15 protein-coding genes are annotated in these 20,428 nt (G+C 64.0%); 9 read left to right on the plus strand and 6 right to left on the minus strand.

The genetic code is table 11. The features are described 5' to 3' along the window. Positions 1-5: 5 nt before the first annotated feature. Both AB7Z56_RS29940 and AB7Z56_RS29945 read right to left on the minus strand, forming a co-directional pair. Positions 6-3,110 (minus strand): DEAD/DEAH box helicase, encoded by a 3,105-nt coding sequence (locus tag AB7Z56_RS29940; protein ID WP_063984373.1) that lies wholly within the window; start codon positions 3,108-3,110, stop codon positions 6-8. Positions 3,111-3,482: 372 nt separating this feature from the next. Next, entirely contained in the window at positions 3,483-3,743 is a 261-nt protein-coding gene (locus tag AB7Z56_RS29945; protein ID WP_063986529.1) for a hypothetical protein, read from the minus strand. A 121-nt stretch (positions 3,744-3,864) separates the two neighbouring features. Between AB7Z56_RS29945 and AB7Z56_RS29950 the strand changes: the two genes are divergently transcribed. Further along, complete coding sequence (locus AB7Z56_RS29950) at positions 3,865-4,596, plus strand: DUF3750 domain-containing protein (protein ID WP_063984375.1); 732 nt, start codon at positions 3,865-3,867, stop codon at positions 4,594-4,596. Between the two features lie 309 nt (positions 4,597-4,905). Here the strand turns inward: AB7Z56_RS29950 and AB7Z56_RS29955 are convergent, their stop codons facing one another. Next, positions 4,906-5,961: a LacI family DNA-binding transcriptional regulator gene (locus AB7Z56_RS29955; RefSeq protein ID WP_071915404.1), complete on the minus strand. Its 1,056-nt coding sequence runs from the start codon at positions 5,959-5,961 to the stop codon at positions 4,906-4,908. 136 nt (positions 5,962-6,097) lie between these two features. Here AB7Z56_RS29955 and AB7Z56_RS29960 point away from each other — a divergent pair, with 136 nt between their 5' ends. The 5 genes from AB7Z56_RS29960 to AB7Z56_RS29980 are packed head-to-tail and all read left to right on the plus strand — an operon-like array spanning position 6,098 to position 12,171. Next, entirely contained in the window at positions 6,098-7,114 is a 1,017-nt protein-coding gene (locus AB7Z56_RS29960) for a TRAP transporter substrate-binding protein (protein ID WP_063986530.1), read from the plus strand. Positions 7,115-7,119: 5 nt separating this feature from the next. Continuing rightward, entirely contained in the window at positions 7,120-9,030 is a 1,911-nt protein-coding gene (locus AB7Z56_RS29965; RefSeq protein ID WP_187387761.1) for a TRAP transporter large permease, read from the plus strand. A gap of 19 nt (positions 9,031-9,049) precedes the next feature. Then, a complete protein-coding gene (locus AB7Z56_RS29970) occupies positions 9,050-9,589 on the plus strand; it encodes a VOC family protein (RefSeq protein WP_014496479.1) in 540 nt (179 codons plus the stop codon). Between the two features lie 12 nt (positions 9,590-9,601). Then, the gene (locus AB7Z56_RS29975; RefSeq protein WP_063984377.1) at positions 9,602-10,810 is read left to right on the plus strand and encodes a ribulose-bisphosphate carboxylase large subunit family protein; all 1,209 of its coding nucleotides are present in this window, start codon (positions 9,602-9,604) and stop codon (positions 10,808-10,810) included. After that, positions 10,807-12,171, plus strand: a complete 1,365-nt coding sequence (locus AB7Z56_RS29980) for a four-carbon acid sugar kinase family protein (RefSeq protein ID WP_283018582.1) — start codon at positions 10,807-10,809, stop codon at positions 12,169-12,171. The genes AB7Z56_RS29975 and AB7Z56_RS29980 overlap by 4 nt, the downstream gene beginning before the upstream one ends. Before the next feature lie 53 nt (positions 12,172-12,224). On the opposite strand, the gene AB7Z56_RS29985 is transcribed toward AB7Z56_RS29980, so the two are convergent. After that, complete coding sequence (locus AB7Z56_RS29985) at positions 12,225-13,250, minus strand: glycoside hydrolase family 5 protein (protein ID WP_063984379.1); 1,026 nt, start codon at positions 13,248-13,250, stop codon at positions 12,225-12,227. 21 nt (positions 13,251-13,271) lie between these two features. Beyond that, positions 13,272-14,558, minus strand: coding sequence for an O-antigen ligase family protein (locus AB7Z56_RS29990; RefSeq protein ID WP_063984380.1), 1,287 nt, complete (start codon positions 14,556-14,558; stop codon positions 13,272-13,274). A gap of 229 nt (positions 14,559-14,787) precedes the next feature. Between AB7Z56_RS29990 and AB7Z56_RS29995 the strand changes: the two genes are divergently transcribed. Further along, complete coding sequence (locus tag AB7Z56_RS29995) at positions 14,788-15,924, plus strand: GNAT family N-acetyltransferase (protein WP_231144496.1); 1,137 nt, start codon at positions 14,788-14,790, stop codon at positions 15,922-15,924. 28 nt (positions 15,925-15,952) lie between these two features. Here the strand turns inward: AB7Z56_RS29995 and AB7Z56_RS30000 are convergent, their stop codons facing one another. Next, positions 15,953-17,176 (minus strand): FAD-dependent oxidoreductase, encoded by a 1,224-nt coding sequence (locus AB7Z56_RS30000; RefSeq protein WP_063984382.1) that lies wholly within the window; start codon positions 17,174-17,176, stop codon positions 15,953-15,955. A gap of 472 nt (positions 17,177-17,648) precedes the next feature. Here AB7Z56_RS30000 and AB7Z56_RS30005 point away from each other — a divergent pair, with 472 nt between their 5' ends. Then, a complete protein-coding gene (locus AB7Z56_RS30005) occupies positions 17,649-18,995 on the plus strand; it encodes a lipopolysaccharide biosynthesis protein (protein ID WP_063984383.1) in 1,347 nt (448 codons plus the stop codon). Positions 18,996-19,224: 229 nt separating this feature from the next. Further along, positions 19,225-20,400, plus strand: coding sequence for a glycosyltransferase family 4 protein (locus AB7Z56_RS30010; protein ID WP_063984384.1), 1,176 nt, complete (start codon positions 19,225-19,227; stop codon positions 20,398-20,400). Positions 20,401-20,428: the final 28 nt, after the last annotated feature.

Consider the following 20,428-nt stretch of genomic DNA (forward strand, 5'->3'; position numbering starts at 1 on the left):
CTGCCTCACTCGTCCAGAAGCTCCAGGAATTCCTCGATCCGGCCGAACGGTTCCGCGTGCCCGCGGGCGGCGCAGACGACGCGATCGCCGTCGCGCTGGAGCGATCGCGCTCTGGATTTCCGCAGCCGTCCGGGGAGGAAAGTCGCGGCGACGGCCTCGGGCCCGACATCGAGCCTGACGATGCCACGCCGCTTGCAATCGATCCTGAGCCTGGCGGCCGCAAAGAAATCACGCGCCTCCGGCGGCAGCCTGCCGAAACGCCGCGAGGTCTCCTCCTCCAGGTCTTCCAGATCGTCGTCGCTCCGGCATCTGGCGGCGCGACCATAGATCTCGAGCCGCATTGCTTCCGATTGCACATAGCCTTCAGGCAACATGTCGCCGACAGGCAGATTCAGATCCGGCACCCACAGAAAGGCGCCCGAGTCGTTCACTCTTTCCGAGGCGAGCTTCAGGAGATGACTGTAGAGCACCGGCCCGAACACCTGCACGTGCCCGGACTGCTGTTCGGAAAACAGATCGCCGGCGCCCCTGAGGTCCAGGTCGCGCTCGCTGATGGCAAAGCCGGCGCCGGGCTTGCTGAACTCCTCGAGGACGGCCAAGCGCTTCTCGGACTGTTCCGAGGTCGACTCCGTCAGCAGATAGGCGAAGGCGCGCGTTCCGCCGCGTCCCACCCGCCCCCTGAGCTGATGGAGCTGTGCGAGGCCGAACTTTTCGGGCCAACACACCACGATGGTATTCGCGCGCGGGATATCAAGACCGCTTTCCACGATGTTGGTCGCCAGGAGGACGTCCGCCTCGCCATCGACGAAACTCATCATGCGGTCGTCGAGGTCGTCGACGGGCATCTTGCCATGAAGGCAGACGATGCGGAGGTCGGGCGCCAACGATTGCACGCGCGCCAGCATCGGCTCCAGATCCTGGATGCGCGGGCAGATCAGAAAACTCTGTCCATGCCGCCGCCGCTCGCGTAGCAATGCTCCGGCAATGGCCGCATCCGAAAGCGGAGCGATCTTGGTCACGATCGGAAGCCGGTGAACCGGCGGCGTTGCGATCACGCTGAGATCCCGGAAGCCCGCAAGACCAGCGGCGAGCGTACGCGGGATGGGCGTCGCGCTCATCCAGAGCGTATGGGCATTCTTTGCCAGCCCTGAAAGCTTCGCCTTCTCCGCCGCTCCGAAGTGCTGCTCTTCGTCGATGATGACGAGGCCAAGATCGGCGAACTTCACATCCTTTGCAGAGAGCGCCTGCGTGCCGACAACGACTTTCAGCCTGCCGCTTCGCAAGCCCTCTTTGATCCCTCGCGTCTCCGGGCCGGAGGTCGCCCGCGACAGGCTTCCGACTTCGATACCGAGAGGACCGAAGCGCTTGCGGAAGGTTTCGACATGCTGCCGCGCCAGGACCGTGGTCGGCACGGCGATCGCCACCTGTTTCCCGGACAGCGCCACCGCGGCTGCCGCGCGCAACGCCACCTCGGTCTTTCCAAATCCGACGTCGCCGCACACCACCCTGTCCATGGGATGACCTGCCGCGAGATCATCGAGCACGTCCTGAATGGCCTTCGCCTGATCGACGGTCGGGAAATACGGAAAACGCGCAACGAACCTTTCATAGAGCGGCCCGGGCGCGACCAGTTTCGGCGCGCGGCGGCGGTGGCGCTGGCTGATGTGCTTTGCGAGCGCCTTGGCGGCGACCTGAATCTCCGCCTCGGCCTCGGTCCGCCGCGCCCACCATGTGCTCCCGTCCGCCTTGTCCCGTGCCAGCTTGCCGGGCTCGGCCGCATACGGCCAGATCAAGGCAAGGTCGGCCGGCGGCACGAGAACGGCGTTGTCTCCCGCGAACGCAAGCCTGACCATCTCGCGCCGCGATCCCGTCCCCATGGCGAGGGTCTGCAAGCCGTCGAGCAGAGCGAGTCCGCGCTGCAAATGGACCACCGCCGCGCCGCGCTCCGGGACGTCCGGATGATCGAACGCGGCCGTCCAAGCTCTCGCCATGGGCTGGGGATGATGGGCTCTGCTGCCGAGCACGTCGGACGCGGTGACGATGACGAGAGGCTTGCGGCCGGCCCCGACGAAGCCGGCATCGAAGTCGGCCAGGAACGCCGTTTCGCGCTCCCGTCCCTCCGTCGCCTCGCTCCAATCGGCACAGCGCTCCGCCTTGATGCCGCTCATCCGCTCCATCGCGCGAAGGTCATCCTCGACGGCCGCGACGAACAGCACCCGCGACCCGGCGCGTTGCATGTCGTCAATAAATGCGCGGAGGATCTTTCTTGGCGATGAGGCTTTCGAGAAATCGGGCGTCGGCGTGAAGGCCGATTTTTGCGGAAGCACGCTGATGCTCTTCTTCAGCCGCTTCCAGTCCGCCCGTCCGAGATACTCGCGCTCCGCATCCCTGCGGCCAGCGGCCTCCTCGATGGTGCCCAGCCAGATATCGGCGTGGCCCGGTACGCCGGCATCCACGATCCACCGCGCGCGAGCGCAATAATCCGGCAGCGTCGCCCGCTGCCCGCGCTTGCCTCCGAGCGCAATCTGTTCGGACATCGGATCGATCAGCAATTCCCTGGTCTCGTAGACGACCTCATGCTCGACCGGATCGACGGCAACGATCTTACGGATAACACCGTCGGAATGTTCGATCCTGAAAGGACCAAGTCCGCCCGCGGGAAACACCTCGAACGTCTTGCCGTGGAACAGGACGCCGCCCGGATATTCCGCCTCTTCGTCGAGGTCGTAGCCGAGGGCTTCCAGACGGCGCTCCAGCTCGGCTTCCGAATAGGCCGCGCCCACTTTCAGGCTGAGGCTGGTCTTTGACCAGCTCGCCGGCAGCGGCAGCCGCTCCATGATGGCTTCTGCGGTCGATACGAGGAAGACCGGCTTCCTTGCCTTGGCAAGGCGCCGCAACACCGAGCTCCGCCTGCCTGCGATCTCGCGCGACGGCTCCAGACCATCGAATGGCAGATTGTTCAGTCGCGGGAACACCAGCACCTCGACCGAAGGGTCGAGCGCGTGGATCACGCCGCCCAGCCGCTCCGCCCTGTTCTCATTGTCGCAGAGGAAGACGAGGCCGTCGCGGCCAGACTTCTCCCATTGCTCGCGCAGATGCAGCGCCAGCATGCCGAGAGGCGATGAGGACGAGACCGTAGAACGCGACGAGCTATTGCCTTTCGAGCCTTTGCTCTCTGTGCTCTTCGAACCCTTGCTCTTTGAACCCTTGCTCTTCGAGCTCTTGGTCTTCGGGCTCTCGCCTTTCGAGCTTTTGGCCTTGGTCTTTTTCGCGCCGGTCGCGGCCCGGGCTTTTTTGGTGGACGCCAATGTGTATCCAACTTTGTTTCAGAAATAGAGTCGCGCGCCGACGAGCCCTGCCGTAGAGCTCGGTCGACAACGCGGACTGGGCCCAAGCGCCCAAGCACGTCATTACAATTTCACGATTGCGTTGGAAAGCACGGATGCAAGCCCGGACGACCGGCCTGCACGCCAAAATAAGGCCTATTGCAGGACCTTCGGCAGCACCACGACCACGTCGACGCTCTGCCCGAGGATTTGCGTCGCGACCACGGCGAGGTGATGCGAGAACTCGTCCTCGATCTCGCTCGCGCAGTCTTCGTCCCTGGCAATGGCGAACAGCAGATTGCCGTCGATCTCGTCGAATCGGATACCGGCAAAAAGACGATCAAACGTCTCGGCGCCCGCGATGCCCGCGATTCGCGCCTGGATGGCTTGGTCTTCGATGAGGGACAGTTTCATCATAATCGGGAACATGGGGGCGCACCTCCCAAATGCAAGAGCAGAAGCGTGCTGGCGCGACCCGCCGGGCGAACTATATTAATCGTGTTGTCCCGCCTGCCCCCGTCTGCCCTTGAGGAAACTCTTGATTCTCTTCCTGCTGCTGGTCTCCGTGCCGATAGGACTGTCGGCCGGACGCTATTATCTGTTCGGCGATGGCCGGGGCAATTGGCAGACGGCGGATCGCTCGAGCGCCGGCCTGTTGCCGCCGGCATCGGCCAATCCGGACGCGCTGATCCGGGTCTTTGCCGCGCGCACGGTGCGGTGGCGCAGCATTTTCGCCGTCCACAGCTGGATCGTCGTCAAGGAGAAAGGTGCCAGCACCTACAGCCGATACGACTACACGGCGTGGGGCGACCCGATCCGGAGCAACGGATTTGCACCCGACGGCCGCTGGTTCGGCGCCATGCCCGAAACCGTCGTGGCGGTCGACGGCGCGCGGGCCGAAGCGCTGATCCCCAAGATCCGCCACGTCGTCGAGACCTACAAGTTCCGCGCCTACGGCGATTACAGCGCCTGGCCCGGACCGAATTCCAACACCTTCGTGCAGGCGGCGCTGGACGCCGTTCCCGAGCTTCGTGCCGTCCTTCCACCCACCGCGGTCGGCAAGGACTATCCGTACAGCGGACGCTGGGCCGGCATCACCCCTTCCCGCACCGGCGCCTACGCCTCGCTGTCGGGTTACCTCGGCATGACGGTCGGCTGGGTCGAAGGGTTCGAGATCAATTTCTTCGGCGCGGTGCTGGGCATCGACATCCGGCGGCCGGCGCTCAAGCTCCCCGGCATCGGCCGCCTGGGCGTCGCCGCCGGCCTGTAGAGCGCCTGCCGACGCCTCGCCAAACAAAAAACTGAAAAACAACCCCATGCACAGTAGAACCGCCCCTGGCCGGTTGGTCGCGGTGGCGCGGCTTAAGTCGAGATGAGGCTTGGTGAATTGCCTTGCGCGCGCAGAACGAGAGGCCTCTCTCCTGCAACGCACGTTGAGGTGCTCGACGAGCCCGATGTCTTCAGACGCCGGTCATTTGACTCGTCGGGCAAAACACCGGCAAAATTGCATCGTGCCAATCAGGCCATGGATGCGCTCGACCAGGCCGACCATGGGTCCAGCAAGCCGCCTCCCTGGATCCTAGCCCCCAAGCGCCGGAATATTTTCGCGAAAGATGATCTCGCTGCGCGGCGCCTCGATGCCGTGCATGGCGCTGCGGCCGGCGCGCAAATTGTCGAAGATGCCGACACAGCTCATCATCGTGTTGAGCTGATTTTGAGTGATGACGGCATCCATCGTCCCATCGAGCAGAAAGCTACGCGTATCCGAGGTCAGACCATGGCCAATGAAGACCACGTCACGCGCCCGGTTCATTTCGTTCAGGGCGCGAGCGACACCATCGGCGGCGCCGCCGATGTTGTAGATTCCGGCAAGATCCGGATGCTGGCCCAGCAGCATGCGCGTCTGGCGATAGTTGCGGTCGGCGTCATCATGGCCTTCGCGCAGGCCCACGACCTTGATGGCCGGGAATAGTTCTTCGAAGACGTGCAGAAAGCCCATTTCGCGTTCTTCGTGCGCGCGGTAGCTGCGGCTGCCCGCGATCATCGCGACCTTGGCCGGACGCTCGCCCAGAAAGCGCGCGATCAGATAGCCGGCAGTGCGTCCGATCGAGCGATTGTCCAGTCCGATATAGGCCGCGCGGCGCGCGTTCAGGATATCCGAGATCAGCGTCACCGTCGGCACGCCGTGCTCCGCTAATCGGTCGACCGCTTCCCTCACGACGGGATGCTCGAGCGCCATGAAGGCGATGCCGTCGGCCTTGTCGCGGGCCCGCCAGAGCTGACGTGCCAGCAGGTCGGGATTGAAGCCCTTGATGGTGTCGACCTGACAATGGACGTTGAAGGGCGCGAGCCGGCCGTCGGAATGCGCGATCAGCTGCCCGAGCGTGGACAGGAAGCGGTTGGTGCCGGCCGGCAGCAGGAACAGCAGCCGCATCGGCTTGGGCCGCATCGCCGCCAGGATGTTCTCGGCCGGCATGTAGTCGAGCTCGGACGCGGCGGCGAGCACCCGCTGCTGCGTAATCGCCCGCACACCGGGCCGACGATTCAGCACGCGGTCGACCGTCGCCGTGGAGACGCCGGCCCGGCGCGCCACGTCAACGATGCGGCTCAGCGAAGGAGCCACTGGTTTATTCATTCCGGGGCCCAATCGTCGAATACCTCAAAAACCATCATCTTTATCGTTTGACATGCTAGCTCAAAGTCGCAATTTTCGCATCAATATCGTTGCAGAAACATCAAATAACATCAAATCGCTGTTGGAGGAGAAGCCCATGTCCCTGACCCGTCGGCGCGCCCTGCAAGCCCTGTCCGTCCTCCCCGCCGCGGGCCTGATCGGCGGTCTCTCGCGCCCGGCCCGGGCGGCCGAGTTCTCGCTGAAATACGGCAACAACCTGCCGCTGACGCACCCCCTCAACATCCGCGCCCAGGAAGCCGCCGACCGCGTCGCCAAGGAGAGCAATGGCCGGGTCGAGATCGCCATCTTCCCGAACAACCAGCTCGGCGGCGACACCGACATGCTCGCCCAGGTGCGCAACGGCGCGCTGAACTTCTTCACGCCCTCCGCGCTCGTGGTCGCGACCCTGGTGCCGATCGCCGCGATCAACGCGGTCGGCTTTGCCTTTGCCGATTACGATCAGGTCTGGAAAGCGATGGACGGCGGGCTCGGCGCGCATATCCGTGCCGCCATGGCCAAGGTCGGCCTCCATACCTTCGAGAAGATGTGGGACAACGGCTTCCGCCAGATCACCAGCGGCGCCAAGCCGATCGAGAGCGCCAAGGACATGGACGGCCTCAAGATCCGCGTGCCCGTGTCTCCGCTCGGCATCTCCATGTTCAAGGCGCTGTCGTCCTCGCCGACCAGCCTGCAATTCAGCGAGGTCTATTCGTCGCTGCAGACACGCATTGTCGACGCGCAGGAAAATCCGCTGCCGATCATCCAGGTAGCGAAGCTCTACGAGGTGCAGAAGTACTGCGCGATCAGCAACCACATCTGGGACGGCTTCTGGTTCATCGCCAACGCCCGCGCCTTCAACGCCCTTCCCGCCGATCTCAGGACCATCGTCAGCAACGCCATCAACGATGCCGGCTTGAAGCAGCGCGAGGACATCAAGACGTTCAATGCGACCGTGCAGGCCGATCTCCAGCGCAATGGGATGAAATTCACCACGCCTTCACCGGACTCGTTCCGCGCAAAACTGCGCGACTCCGGCTTCTACGGCGAATGGAAGGGCCGCTTCGGCGACGAAGCCTGGGCGCTGCTCGAAGGCGCCGTCGGCAAGCTGGCCTGAGCGCGATGACGATCGCAGAGCATCAGATGACGGACTATCTGGCGGCGGCCGCGCACCCTGCTTCCGCTGCGGGCACGCGCAAGCTTGCGAGCGCCTTTGGCACCGTCGACCGCTGGCTCGGTGCGGTGGTCGAGACCGCCGCGGCCGGTGTCGTGCTGGTCGAGATCGGCATCATGCTCGCCGGCGTCATCATGCGATACGCCTTCCACAGCCCGCTGATCTGGTCGGACGAACTGGCCTCGATCCTGTTTCTCTGGCTCTCGATGCTGGGCGCGGTGATCGCGCTGCGCCGGGGCGAGCACATGCGCATGACAGGGCTCGTCAGCCATGTCGGCCCGGGCGCGCGCGCCTTTCTCGACACGATCGCTGCGGTGGCGCCGCTAGCCCTGCTGGCGTTGATCCTGCATCCCGCCTTCGACTATGCGAGCGAGGAACAGGTCATCGTCACCCCGGCGCTGGAGATCAGTAACGCCTGGCGCGCAGCCGCAATTCCCGTCGGGATGACCCTGATGGCCGTCGTCGCCGCGATCCGGCTCGCGACGCATCACCGCCCCGCGTTGATCGTCGCGGCCCTCATCACCGCCGCCGTCCTGATTGCCGCATTCTGGCTTGCCGGACCGCTGCTCGCCCCGCTCGGACGCTACAATCTCATCATTTTCTTCGTCGGCGTGGTCGCAGCCAACGTGTTCGCCGGCGTACCGATCGCCTTCTCCTTTGCGCTCGCGACCTTCGGTTATCTGGCGCTGACAACCAGCGTCCCGATGATGGTGATGGTCGGCCGTCTCGATGAGGGCATGTCGCACCTGATCCTGCTCGCGGTGCCGCTCTTCATTTTCCTCGGCGCGTTGATCGAAATGACCGGCATGGCGCGGGCCATGATCCAGTTTCTGGCAAGCCTGCTCGGACATGTCAGGGGCGGACTGTCCTATGTGCTGATCGGGGCCATGTATCTGGTTTCCGGCATCTCCGGCTCGAAGATCGCCGACATGGCCGCGATTGCGCCGGTGCTGCTGCCGGAGATGCAGCGGCGCGGCGCCAAGCCCGGCGACCTCGTCGCGCTGCTGTCGGCCACCGGCGCGCAGACCGAAACCATTCCGCCGAGCATCGTGCTGATCACCATCGGCTCGGTGACCGGTGTCTCGATCGCGGCGCTGTTCACGGGCGGGCTGCTGCCGGCCCTGGTCGTGGGCACCGCGCTCTGCGTGGTGGTGTGGCGGCGCTACCGGAACGAGGATCTGAGCCATGTGCGGCGGGCCTCGAAGCGCGAGATCGCAAAACTCACAATGGTCGCTCTGCCCGCCATCCTGCTGCCCTTCGTGATCCGCACTGCCGTCGTCGAAGGTGTTGCCACTGCCACGGAGGTCTCGACCATCGGCATCGCCTACGCCGTGCTGATGGGCCTTGTGGTCTACCGCCAGTTTCCCTGGCGGCGGCTGAAATCCATGCTGGTCGAGACGGCCTCGCTGACGGGCGCAATCATCTTCATCATCGGCTGCGCCACGGCGATGGCCTGGGGACTGACGCAATCCGGCTTCTCGCAACAGCTGGCGAAGGCGATGGCGGCGATCCCCGGCGGCGCCTACGGTTTCCTCGCGATCTCGATTGTGGCCTTCGTCGTGCTCGGCAGCGTGCTCGAAGGCATTCCGGCCATCGTGCTGTTCGGCCCATTGCTGTTTCCGATTGCGAAGCAGGCCGGCGTGCACGAAGTGCACTATGCGATGGTCGTGATCCTCGCGATGGGCATCGGCCTGTTCGCGCCGCCGTTCGGCGTCGGCTATTACGGCGCCTGCGCGATCAGCAAGATATCGCCGGACGAAGGCCTCAAGCACATCTGGGGTTATGTCGCGGCGCTCTTCATCGGCCTCGCCATCGTCGCGGCCGTGCCGTGGCTGTCGATCGGCTTCCTCAAATTCTGAAGATCATGGGAATCATGCAATGAGCCGTTTTTTTGGTGAGATCCGGCAAGCCGGCTACGTCGTTGACGACATCGAGAAGGCCATGGATTATTGGAGCCGCGAGCTCGGCATCGGGCCGTGGTTCTATAATCCGCGGGTTCCAATCGTGAACTACCACTATCGCGGCAAGGCCTATGAGCCGCACAATTCGGTGGCGCTGGCCAATTCCGGTCCGCTGCAGATGGAGCTGATCCAGATCCGCAACGATGCGCCGTCGATGTATGCCGACTTCCTGAAAGCCGGACATAAGGGTCTGCAGCACGTCGCCTATTGGACCGAAGACTACGACGCCGATCTGTCCCGTCTCGAAGCCGAGGGTTTCAAGCCGGTCATGAGCGGCGAAGTCGGCGCGCGCGGTCGTTTCGTCTATTTCGACACGGAGTATCATCCGGGAACGGTGATCGAACTGTCTGAGGTCTCGGGACCCAAGGGCAAGATGTTCGATCTCATCCGCGCAGCCGCCAAAGGCTGGGACGGGCGCGACCCCGTGCGGCCGTTCCCCGATCTGACCAAGCTCTAGACCTGCGCTCCCGTGACGCAAAATCCCGTTCGCATCGAAGCCGACTATCTGATCGAAACGCCAGAAGATCCGCGTCTTGCCGCGGAAACCATGGCGGGCGAGCAGTCGAGCGGCACGTTCGTTGCGGTGCCCGGCGAAACGCCGGAGCTGAAGGCGCGTGCGGCCGCCCGCGTCGAGAGCATCGAGTTGCTTGATGCAATCTCCGCGCCGTCGCTCCCGGTCGCCCGCCCGATCAACCCAGATGGCCCCTGGAATCGCGCGCGCGTGACGTTGTCATGGCCGCTCGACAATATCGGCGCATCACTGCCCAATCTGGTCACGGCGATCGCCGGCAATCTCTGGGAGTTGCGCCAGCTGACCGGCCTGCGCCTGCTCGACCTGCGCCTGCCGCTCGCGTTTGCCGCCGCCTATCCCGGACCGAAGTTCGGCGTCGCCGGCACGCGCGAGCTGACCGGTGTCAGCGGCCGCCCGCTGATCGGCACCATCATCAAGCCGAGCATCGGACTCAGTCCGGCCGAGACGGCCTCTCTCGTCGCCACGCTGTGCGAGGCCGGCATCGACTTCATCAAGGATGACGAGCTGCAATCGGACGGCGCCTATTGTCCGTTCGACGCGCGCGTGCGCGCCGTGATGCGCGTCGTCAACGACCACGCTGATCGAACCGGCAAGAAGGTCATGATCGCCTTCAACCTGACCGGCGAGATCGACCAGATGCGCCGCCGGCACGATCTGGTGCTCAGCGAGGGTGGCACCTGCGTGATGGCGAGCATCAACTCGGTCGGGCTCGCCGGCATGGTCGAGATCGGCCGCCATACGCAGCTTCCCGTTCATGCGCATCGCAACGGCTGGGGCGCGCTGAACCGTCATCCCGCGCTCGGCTGGGATTATACGGCGTGGCACAAGATCTGGCGGCTGGCCGGCGCCGACCACATGCACGTCAACGGCATCGGCAACAAGTTCAGCGAGACCGATGACAGCGTGGTCACATCCGCAAAGGCGGCGCTGACGCCGATGTTCGCGCACAAACCATGCATCGCGATGCCCGTGTTCTCCTCGGGCCAGACGCCGGCTCAGGCCGCGCCGACCTGGCGCGCACTCGGTTCGACAGATCTGATCTTCGCAGCAGGCGGCGGCATTCTCGCCCATCCCGCTGGACCGGCCGCCGGCGTTGCCGATTTGCGCGCAGCATGGGACGCCGCGATGGCGAGCCCGCAGCCGTGAGCGGCGCATCCACCCTGCCCGACGGTCCACTCGTTGCCTTCTACGGCGACGATTACACCGGCTCGTCCGCGGCGATGGAGGCCCTCACCTTCGCAGGCTTGCCGACAATCCTGTTCCTCGAACCTCCGACGCCCGAACGTCTCGTTTCTATCGGGCAGTACCGCGGCATCGGCATCGCCGGCACGGCGCGCGCGAAGGATCCGGCCTGGATGGAGCAAAACCTGCCGCCGGCTTTCGCGGTGCTCGCAGGTATCGGCGCGCCGATCGCACACTACAAGGTGTGCTCGACCTTCGACTCCTCGCCGCAGATCGGCTCGATCGGGCGTGCGATCGATCTCGCCGTGCCGCAGCTCGGCGGCGCCTGGCATCCGCTCCTCGTGGGATCGCCGGCGATGGGGCGCTATCAGATGTTCGGCCATCTGTTCGCGGCCGTGAATGGCGTCGGCCATCGTCTCGACCGGCACCCGACCATGTCGCGTCATCCGGTGACGCCGATGGACGAGTCCGATCTCGGCCGACATCTTGCAAAACAGACGGCGCGATCGATCGGACTGATCGACTTCGTCACCATGGCCAATGGCGGCGCGGATCTGGCGCTGATGCGCGCGAGGGGCGCCGGCACCGAGATCATCTCGCTCGACGTGCTCGATCAGCCATCCCTGATCGAAGCCGGCCGCCTGATCTGGGAATATCGCGGCGAACGGCTCTTTGTCGCCGGCTCGCAAGGTGTCGAGCAGGCCCTGGTCGCCTATTGGCGGTCGGCGGGCCTGATTGCCGACAGCAAGCCTGATCTGCGCCTTGCCGGCGTCGAGCGCATCGCCTGCGTCTCAGGCTCCTGCTCGCCCGTCACCGCCGCGCAGATCGCGCATGCCGCGGACAATGGCTTCGATATCGAACGGCTCGATGCGACCCGCGCCGTCGACGCGGTTGAATGGACCAGGGAGATCGGCCGCGCTGCCGAACGTGCGCTCGCCGCACTCGCGTCGGGGCGCGATGCGCTCCTGATCACCGCAAGTGGGCCCGACGATCCCGCCATCGGTGCGCTCAACGCGGCCATCGAGGCGAGCGGCGCAACAGCGAGTGGGGTGAACGAGCGCATCGGCGCGGGGCTCGGCCAGGCACTGGACTCCATTCTGGAAACCGCGCGGCTCCCTCGCGCCGTGGTCGCCGGCGGCGACACGTCCGGACATGCGCTGCAGGCGATGGGCATCTATGCGCTGACCGCGATCGCCCCTCTCGCGGAAGGCGCGCCACTCAACCGCGCATCATCGGATCGCGCGCATGCGAACATCGAGATCGCGCTCAAGGGCGGACAGGTCGGCGGGATCGATCTGTTCTGCCGCGCCAGAGACGGCGGTTAGCCGTCACCGCTAGGCGATCGTGATCTGGCCGATACTGGCCGTGAACCGCGGCCTCAACGGGCCGGCGGGATCAGGGCGCGCAGGATGTCGGGCTTCCAGGCCTGACGGGCGCTGTCAAAGGCCGCGAAATCATGGTCGAACTGCCAATAGGCCCATGCCCAGCCACGTCTGTCGGCGCTTCGCGCCACGAACGACAGGTATCTCTGGAGACTCTCGGATGGAGCTCGTTCGTAGACCCCGAACTCGCCGAGATAAATCGGGCGCTTCTCTCGCTCCGACCACCGGCTGACCTTCTCGAAATCAGCGGCCGCCTTGGCTTCGTCGTCCGGACTGCCCCAATCCAGCGGCCCGATGCGCGCGAACGTCTCGGACCATGGCGCACCCTGATGCGTGAAGCGTATCGGCGCGTAATAATGAAAGGTGACGATGAGGTTCCTGTCGTCGGCGGGGAGAGCCAGATCGTCGATGGGAATCTCGTCCGTGTTGAGAACCGCAGCAATGACCCGCCGCTCGGGGTTGGTGCGGCGGATGATGCCGATACAGTCGTTGAGGAGCGAATTCCAGCTGGCGGACGTCATCTGTCCCCCCGGCTCGTTCAAGACCTCGAAGACGAGCCTGGGATATCTTCCGGCATAGCGCTCCGCGATCTGCCGCCAGAATGCCCTGAGCTTCTCGCCGCATTCGGATACATCACGCTGACAGACATGCGTGTCGTGCTCGTCGACGATGGGAACGAGGTTCCTGGCGAGGATTTCCTCGATGACGGCATCAAGCCTTCTCAGCACGGCCTCATCCAGCACATTCCCGCGATCCATGAACTTGAAGCCGAAGAAATTGATCCTGACGTGCGCGAATCCGGCCTTTCTGATCGCCGTCAAATTGTCCAGACGGAACGGCGCGTTCTGACCGCCCTCCCAGATTCCGTCGTAACCGAGAATGTTGATCCCGCGTCCCAACCTTGCCGCATCGCGAGGCACGACCTGCCCGGCGCCATGGGCGTCGGAGCAGAGCGATGCGAAGACGAAAGCCGCTGCGGCAAGATTGAAGCTTCTCGACCAGCGAGCGCGGTGGGCGGTCATCCTGCTTCCATTCCGTAAGGGTTAGAAATCGGTCTCCGGCACCGGCCTGCACGTTGCAAGGAGGAACGCCACGAGGAGCACCGACGTGAACATGGTCGAGCGAAGGAACGTCGTCTCGGTGAAATTGGTCTGAAAGCTGAGGGCGACAAACCCGATAATGAGGGCACAGTGCGCCCGGTGGATCGATCGTGCAGAAATCAAATAGAGAACCTTGTTCGAGAACAGAAGAACACTCGCTGCGAAAAGCACGTAGCCCAGGAACCCCGTTTCCATCAGAATCGCGATATAGCCGCTATGATAGTTGTCGAGCACCCAACCGTGGTTCTGCTCGAAATAATCGTAGATCGACGGGATCGTCCAGAAACCGTTGATTCCGAAGCCGAGCAGCGGCGCATGGTCGAAATGGCTTATCGCGTAGTGCCAGATGAAGGTCCGCTCGGTGAAATTGACGGTCGCATCGCCAATGTGGATGGCGTCGTATCCCGTCGCGTAAAAATAGACGATCAGGAGGCCGGCCATAACGCACATGACGAACGGCAGGATCGCATAGAGCCTCATGCAGCCGACCGACCACATCGACGTCACGAGCAGCGCACAAGCCGCCAGGGCGACGGCACCGGCGCCGCGCGATTCCGACGCGAGGACGCAGGTCGACGCCAACAGGAACGCGACGAGGAACGCCAGCCACCCCTGCCCCGTCATCTTCCGGTAGCAGGAGAAGAACATCAGATACGCACCGACAAAGCCGAGCGTCTGCTTCGATTCATAGACGCCCTGCCATTGACCATTGTGCATCCAGCTATGATCTATCCCGATATCGGGCACGGCGAGTGCGCAAAGCGCCGATGCGGCGACCAATATGAAGAGCCCGGAGGATGTCGCCTTCACGACATCGTCGATATCGATCCGCGTGATCATGCAGAACGCGCCAAACGTCGTCATTGCAAGAGCGGCGCTCTTCATGATGGCTGCGGCGTTCAGGGTGGTCCACAACACCGAGACGACCGCCAACGCGTAGAATGCGAGGAGCGCGATCAGATCGGGGTTGAACGCCAGCTGCAGGCGCGGGCGTACGAACGCGCTTGCGTAGATCAGGACGCTCCACATCAGCAGAGCGACCGCCTGTTGCAGATAAGTCAGTCCCGCCGGCAGTATCGCCGTATTGAATGTCCCCATCGACGCGACGACATTGACGGTGATCGAGACGCAGATGACGAGCCTGGCGATCTTCTCCACGCCGGCACTGCGCGTCTTCCAGATCGCGCTCGTGAGTGCCTCGGAGGCTCTCTCGGTCTGCAGGATGGCCATGAGGTGACTTTCCCTTAAGCTTGGTTAATTATCTACTACTGCGGGTTGATCTCCCGAGCCCCGACACCGCGAAATCTCGAAACTTCGGGGATTGATAACGATACGGCCCTGCTCGATGCGTTAATGCAAATCGCACCCCGCTGGTGCCTCGGCCGTCACGACCCTGCTATACAAGCGCGGGATCCGGCCCGATCGACTTCTCCGGGTTATCTGGTTTCCGTGGTCACGCATGAATAAGCCAAGCAATACATTCGATATCGCCATCGAGCAGGCGTTCGACTTCCTGTCTCCGGAATACGGAGCGCTGTTCGACAGCTCTGCCGCGACCGCGTTTCAGCATCCGCTCTGGCTGGACAGCCTCTACGCCAGGCTCGCATCCCATGCAGGCGCGACGCCGCTGGTCGTCGTGGTCCGTCGCCGTACGACGGGGGCGCTGGCGATGGTGCTGCCCCTGCTCCGAATCCGCCGCGGCCCGATCCGGACCATCGAATTCGCCGATCTGCGCGTATCCGACTATCTGGCGCCGGTCTGCAGTCCCGAGGTGTTTTCCAGCCTGCTGGAGGATGAAGCGGCCTGCGCAGAGATCAGGCGCCTCGCCCGCCCGTTCGATCTGCTCCGCTTGACCAAGCTGCCCGACGGACGGCTTCCGATCGAGAGCTTACTCGGCGCGCCACGCCGCGTCTCGATGGAGACGAACGCCTACGCGACCGTTCTCGTCGCCCCGTTCGAGCAATGGCGTGCCAGCGCACTGGATCGCTCCTATCAGAAGGAGCTCGCCAAGAAATATCGCCAGCTCCAGAAGAAGGGAGCATTGAGCTTCTCATGCTGCGACGACAGCGCCTCGATCTCCGAGGCGATGGACGCGATGAAGCAATATCGCGGCCCGCGCTTTCACGCCCAGGGCGACGGCGACCTGCTCCAGCGCCCCGAATATTACAGCTTCTATTCTGACGTGGCGGCCCGCGGTCTCGGCTCGTTCGTCCGACTCTACGCCATGAAGATGGACGGCGGCGTGATCGCCGCCGTGCTCGGACTGCGCCATCGCGGCAGCTTCCTCGTCATCATGAGCGCCTTCGATATCGACGGGTACAAGAGCCAATCCCTGGGCTCTCTGATGTTCGAGCAAGTGGCGAGGGATTGCATCGAGCGCGGCGATCAGATGCTCGACTTCACGATTGGCGACGAGCCGTACAAGAAATTGTTCGGCGGCCAGCCTTCGCCGATGTGGATGGTCACGCAGGCCGGCAGCACCGCGGGCGCCATCAGCCTGTTCGCGCTGAGGCAGGCTCCCTGGCTCAAGCTGGCGGCCAAGCGGCTATCGGATTTCAGGCTCCTGCCGGCCCGCACCCCGACGCCCACGCGCTAACCAAAACGCAAGCGAGCGGGCGCAGAGCTCAGGCGCGGAGCGCGCCGCGGACGCGTCCGAGCCAGCCCGGATGCATCTGATCGACACGATGCGTGAGACTGCGCCGCAGGAAGTGCAACCGCCGCCGCACATCCCATTCGATATCGTTGCGGGACGTCAGGGCCTGACGGAAGCGCGCCATTTTCAGCGACCGCTGGTCTGCCGCGAGCTTGTCGGGATCGGAGTAGAACTGCGAGATCTTCTTCGTGCCCATGCCGGCGCTTGCGAGCCAGCGCGGCGCGTGCTCCGTGCAAAGGCGATCGACGTCCACCAAGAGGCGGGCGACGCCCGTGCCGGCGGCGGGACAATTGGTCTGGAACGCATCGCCGATGAGGACGATTCCGGGCTGAAGGTGTCCCTCCACCACGGTCAGATCCATCACCCAGTTCTGCACCTTGTCGGTCACGTGGAAGTCGCCGAGGTAAGGCCGCAGTCCCGGCAGCAGCCGCAGGACGGTCGCTTCCGGTTGGCGGCGCAGCTCGCGCATGATCGGATCGGTCGGGTCACGGAACATGAACAGATTGGCCCGCATGCCCGATGGCACCGGGAACAGGCTGAGATAGTCGATGCCGTCAGCGGTGCGCTCGCCGTAACAGGTCAGCGCCTCGAAATCGAATGGCGTGCCATCGCGGCGGGCGATCGAAAAGCCGAACGACACCGAATGGCGCTCGGCCAGCACGCGCCGCTTGATGCCGAGCTTGTAGCCGAGGGCTCCCGCCATGCCTGTGGCGAGCACGACGAGCCGCGCCTCAAGGCGTCGTCCGGACGCAAGCTCGATATGCTGGACATCATTGCTGGGGCTGATTGCGGTGACTTCGTCGACGATCAGATTGGACGGATCAGGCAGCTGGCTGCGCGCCATCGCAACGAGGCCGGCATAGGAAAACCCGTAAGCCTGGCCGACGCCGACATCGACGACCTTGCCCTCCCGGATATTGAGCACCCGGTCATACCGGCAGGCGACGTTCTCGAGCGCATGGAGGAAGCCCAGCCTGCGGAACATCTCGAGCTGCTGGCCACCGAGCTTCTCGACCCGGAATTCGTCCGGATGCACCGCGCGCTTGTCGACGAGTGCGACGCGATGCCCCGCCCGCGCAAGCACGGACGCGGCGAGCGATCCCGCGAGGCCGCCACCGACGATCGCGATGTCTGCGACGATCGCCGCAGTCGCAGCTGCAGCGCTCGGCTCGGTCACGGGTCTATCCGTCGTCATGGTTTAGGGCTCCACGGTTAACGGTGGTTCCATGTGCAATTCCCTCGCCTGATGTCGTATCGCAGAGCCAAACGCGATCATTTCCGGCGATTGAGGTTAACGGGTCGCCGGACACATCCGTCCCGGCACGCGCCTTGCTCAGAACGACCTCGAAATACTGCTGTCTCGTCAGACAAAGCGTCCGAATTCGTTCCAGAGAGGCCATTCCAATGCTCGAACAGCCGCAGGCCGGCCGGCTTCGCCCCGCATCTTGCACCGGCACGACATCGCGCCGCTTTTCGACCGAGCCGGTGCCCGCTCAATCTGGCACATCACGGACGCGGCTGTTCCGCAGTGAAGCAGCGGCGTACGACCTTCGTCGACGACAGACGGCGGGACCTGAAGACCGCGCATTAACACTCGCATTTTTCCGGCATGCTAGGCTCTCGCCGTCCTTGCAACGCCCATCTTCGGGGAACGCTTCGCATCTTCGATGATCGATTCCATTGTTCAATTTCTGCGGCGTGACGTCACGCGCGGTGTCGTCGGGACCATCCTCCTGAAGGTTGGCAGCGGCGCGCTCGCGTTTGCGTTGTTCTCGCTGGCCGCGCGAACGATGACACCCGACGGATTCGGCATCTTTGCGACCTGGCTTTCGGTTGCCCAGATCGCCGCAGTCGTAGGCCTGGTCGGTCAGGAAGCATTGCTGGTGCGGTTCCTGAACGAGTATGAGGTCGGCGACAGGCCCGACCTCACCAAGGGCCTCCTGCTCTCCAGCTTCAGGATTTCCGCCGTCGCGATGCTGATCGCGATCGCCGCAGTTGCGGCGGTTGCGCATTTCAGAGGGGATTTGTGGCTGCTGATCCTCGCCGTCTCGGCCTACACCGCCGTGAGTGCCGGATTGATGCTCGGCAGCCAGATCGCGCGCTCGCTGGTCAGCATTATCATGGGCGAAGGCAACCGCGAGTTCTTCTGGCGGGTTTTCGTCGTGCTGTTTCTGCTCGCCATGCTGTTCGGGCATCGGCAGCTCGATCCCGCCGAGCTGATCGCCGCAATGACGATTGCGATGTCGGTGGGCCTCGTCGCACAGATCATTGCGATTGTACGGGCGCTGCCGGATTTGCGCGCCACAGCAGCGAATTCCGAAGCAACGCGCTGGCGATCGAGCGCATTGCATTTCTGGCTTGCGTCCATCCTTGAAGTCGCGAACCAGTATTTCGACGTCATTCTGGTCTACTGGATGCTGGATCCGGCGACCGCCGGCATCTACTTCGCGGCGTCACGCCTCGCCAACATCTTCGCCATGCTTTCCGCCGCGCTGTACTCGTTCGGCGCGCGCCGGCTTCCTTCGCTCTACTTCAGCAAAAATCACCGGGAATTCGAGCGGACGCTGCAGCTCATGGCGGAAGTGACCGCACTTTGCGTGGTCGCAGGCCTCGCCATGATCTGGATCGGCGGCCCCTATCTCCTCAACCTGTTCGGGCCTCATTTCACCGAGCAGCACTCGGTGCTGATCGTGCTCGCGATCGGAACGGCCATCCAGGCCGCGGGCGGTCCGTCGGCGGCGATCCTGCAGTTGACCGGCCATGAACGCATCTACGTCCCCGTCGTCGCCGCAAATGTCGCATTGAGACTGGTCGGATTCCTCGTCCTGATCCCCTGGCTCGGCGTGCTTGGCGCGGCGATTGCGGCCACCGTGTCGCTGGCGCTCACGACCATCGCGCTCAATATCTTGTGCCGGCGGCGAACTGGGGTCGATCCTTCGGTTCTCGTGCTGTTGCGCTTCTCGGCGTGGCGACGCGGCCGCTATGCGGTTCGCGGCGGCGACTCCGCCGAATAGGCGTCAGCCGTACGATCGGCCTGGTTGATCCGCGACGGCGCGTGCAGGTCCCGTTGGTTAACGCGCTCGCGGCGCACCATCCGGGAATCGGCAGAATTCCCGCGAGAACGCGGCAATCGGCGGCTCGCGCATTAACTCCGTTTGTTGCTAGTCGGTGTCTGCCCGATGCCTGCATGATAGGTACGGGGTTAAGAAGGTGAAGATTTCGTTTCTTTAGCGGTCGGGATCCGTGCTCCACTACCAGCCGAACAAGGAATTGGGCGAGACGACCGCGACAGAACTCGCGCGGCTGAACGGCAGCGAACGAAAGCTGCACGTCCTTCTCGTACAGACCCAGGCCGAAAACGCGGGCGCGCAGGAGATCTCCAGGCTTCTCGGCGCCGGCCTCTCCGCGCGCGGCCATCGCGTCTCCAACCTGTTTTTCTTCCGCAAATCGGATTCGTTCGATGAGCCGCCCGAGACGTTCTATTGCGCATCGAGCCGGCCGGGCAATCCGGTTGCGCTGTTGCGGATGCTGTGGACGCTTGGCGGTCATATCAGGGCCACGCGGCCCGACGCCGTCCTGACCTTCCAGCATTTCGGCAACGTCATCGGCGCGGGCGTGACGCGCCTCGTCAGCCGCGCTCCTGTCGTCGCCAATCAGGTTTCATCCGCGCTGTCGATGAGCTGGCCGATCCGCACGGCCGACATCGTCATGGGCAGCGTCGGCTTCTTCGACCGCATCACGCTGAACTCAAAGGATATGGAGCGCGAGTATTCGCGCTACCCGCAGGCCTACCGGTCGCGCATGGTGCATGTCCCGCACGGCTTCGAGGACAAGGCCCTCATCCTGCCGAAGGGCGCCGCACGACAGAAATTCAACCTGCCGCCGGACCGCGTCCTGCTCGGCTGCGCGGCGAGGCTGCATCCGCACAAGCGGCTCGATGCAGCGATACGCCTCCTGCCGGATGAACCGTCGTGGCACCTTGCACTCGCCGGCCAGGGTGCCGACGAAGCGCGACTGCGGCAGCTTGCGGACGAGCTGAACGTCTCGGACCGATTGCATCTGCTCGGCGAAATCGCGCCACGCCAGATCGCGGATTTTCTCGCCTGTCTCGACATATTCGTGTTTCCGACGCAGGCCGAGACCTTTGGCCTCGCCGCCGTCGAGGCCGCCAACGCCGGCGTTCCCTCGGTCGTCACCGATCTTCCCGTGCTGCGCGAGGTGCTGTCCTTCGAAGGAAAGCCCACTGCCCTCTTTGTCGATGCTTCAGATCAAGCGAAGCTGTCGGCTGCCGTCTCCAGACTTCTGACCGACCAAGCACTGAGCGACGAACTGCAAAAGAATGCCAAAGGCCTGAGGTTGCGCTATTCGGTCGATGCGATGGTTGAGGAATACGTTCAAATCCTCAATCGGGTCGTCTGAGCCGATGCGTTGGAATAGGTTGGCTCGA

The sequence above is a fragment of the Bradyrhizobium sp. 482_C4_N1_8 genome (assembly GCF_052075965.1).
Taxonomy (GTDB): domain Bacteria; phylum Pseudomonadota; class Alphaproteobacteria; order Rhizobiales; family Xanthobacteraceae; genus Bradyrhizobium; species Bradyrhizobium barranii.

What these genes read in the sequence shown, in the direction of transcription:
- AB7Z56_RS29960 (WP_063986530.1), top strand. Translation starts at nt 6,098, where the DNA reads ATGTCCCTGACCCGTCGGCGCGCCCTGCAAGCCCTGTCCGTCCTCCCC.
- AB7Z56_RS29990 (WP_063984380.1), bottom strand. Translation starts at nt 14,558, where the DNA reads ATGGCCATCCTGCAGACCGAGAGAGCCTCCGAGGCACTCACGAGCGCG.
- AB7Z56_RS29985 (WP_063984379.1), bottom strand. Translation starts at nt 13,250, where the DNA reads ATGACCGCCCACCGCGCTCGCTGGTCGAGAAGCTTCAATCTTGCCGCA.
- AB7Z56_RS29955 (WP_071915404.1), bottom strand. Translation starts at nt 5,961, where the DNA reads ATGAATAAACCAGTGGCTCCTTCGCTGAGCCGCATCGTTGACGTGGCG.
- AB7Z56_RS29945 (WP_063986529.1), bottom strand. Translation starts at nt 3,743, where the DNA reads ATGATGAAACTGTCCCTCATCGAAGACCAAGCCATCCAGGCGCGAATC.
- AB7Z56_RS29965 (WP_187387761.1), top strand. Translation starts at nt 7,120, where the DNA reads ATGACGATCGCAGAGCATCAGATGACGGACTATCTGGCGGCGGCCGCG.
- AB7Z56_RS30000 (WP_063984382.1), bottom strand. Translation starts at nt 17,176, where the DNA reads ATGACGACGGATAGACCCGTGACCGAGCCGAGCGCTGCAGCTGCGACT.
- AB7Z56_RS29970 (WP_014496479.1), top strand. Translation starts at nt 9,050, where the DNA reads ATGAGCCGTTTTTTTGGTGAGATCCGGCAAGCCGGCTACGTCGTTGAC.
- AB7Z56_RS30005 (WP_063984383.1), top strand. Translation starts at nt 17,649, where the DNA reads ATGATCGATTCCATTGTTCAATTTCTGCGGCGTGACGTCACGCGCGGT.
- AB7Z56_RS29995 (WP_231144496.1), top strand. Translation starts at nt 14,788, where the DNA reads ATGAATAAGCCAAGCAATACATTCGATATCGCCATCGAGCAGGCGTTC.
- AB7Z56_RS29940 (WP_063984373.1), bottom strand. Translation starts at nt 3,110, where the DNA reads ATGCTGGCGCTGCATCTGCGCGAGCAATGGGAGAAGTCTGGCCGCGAC.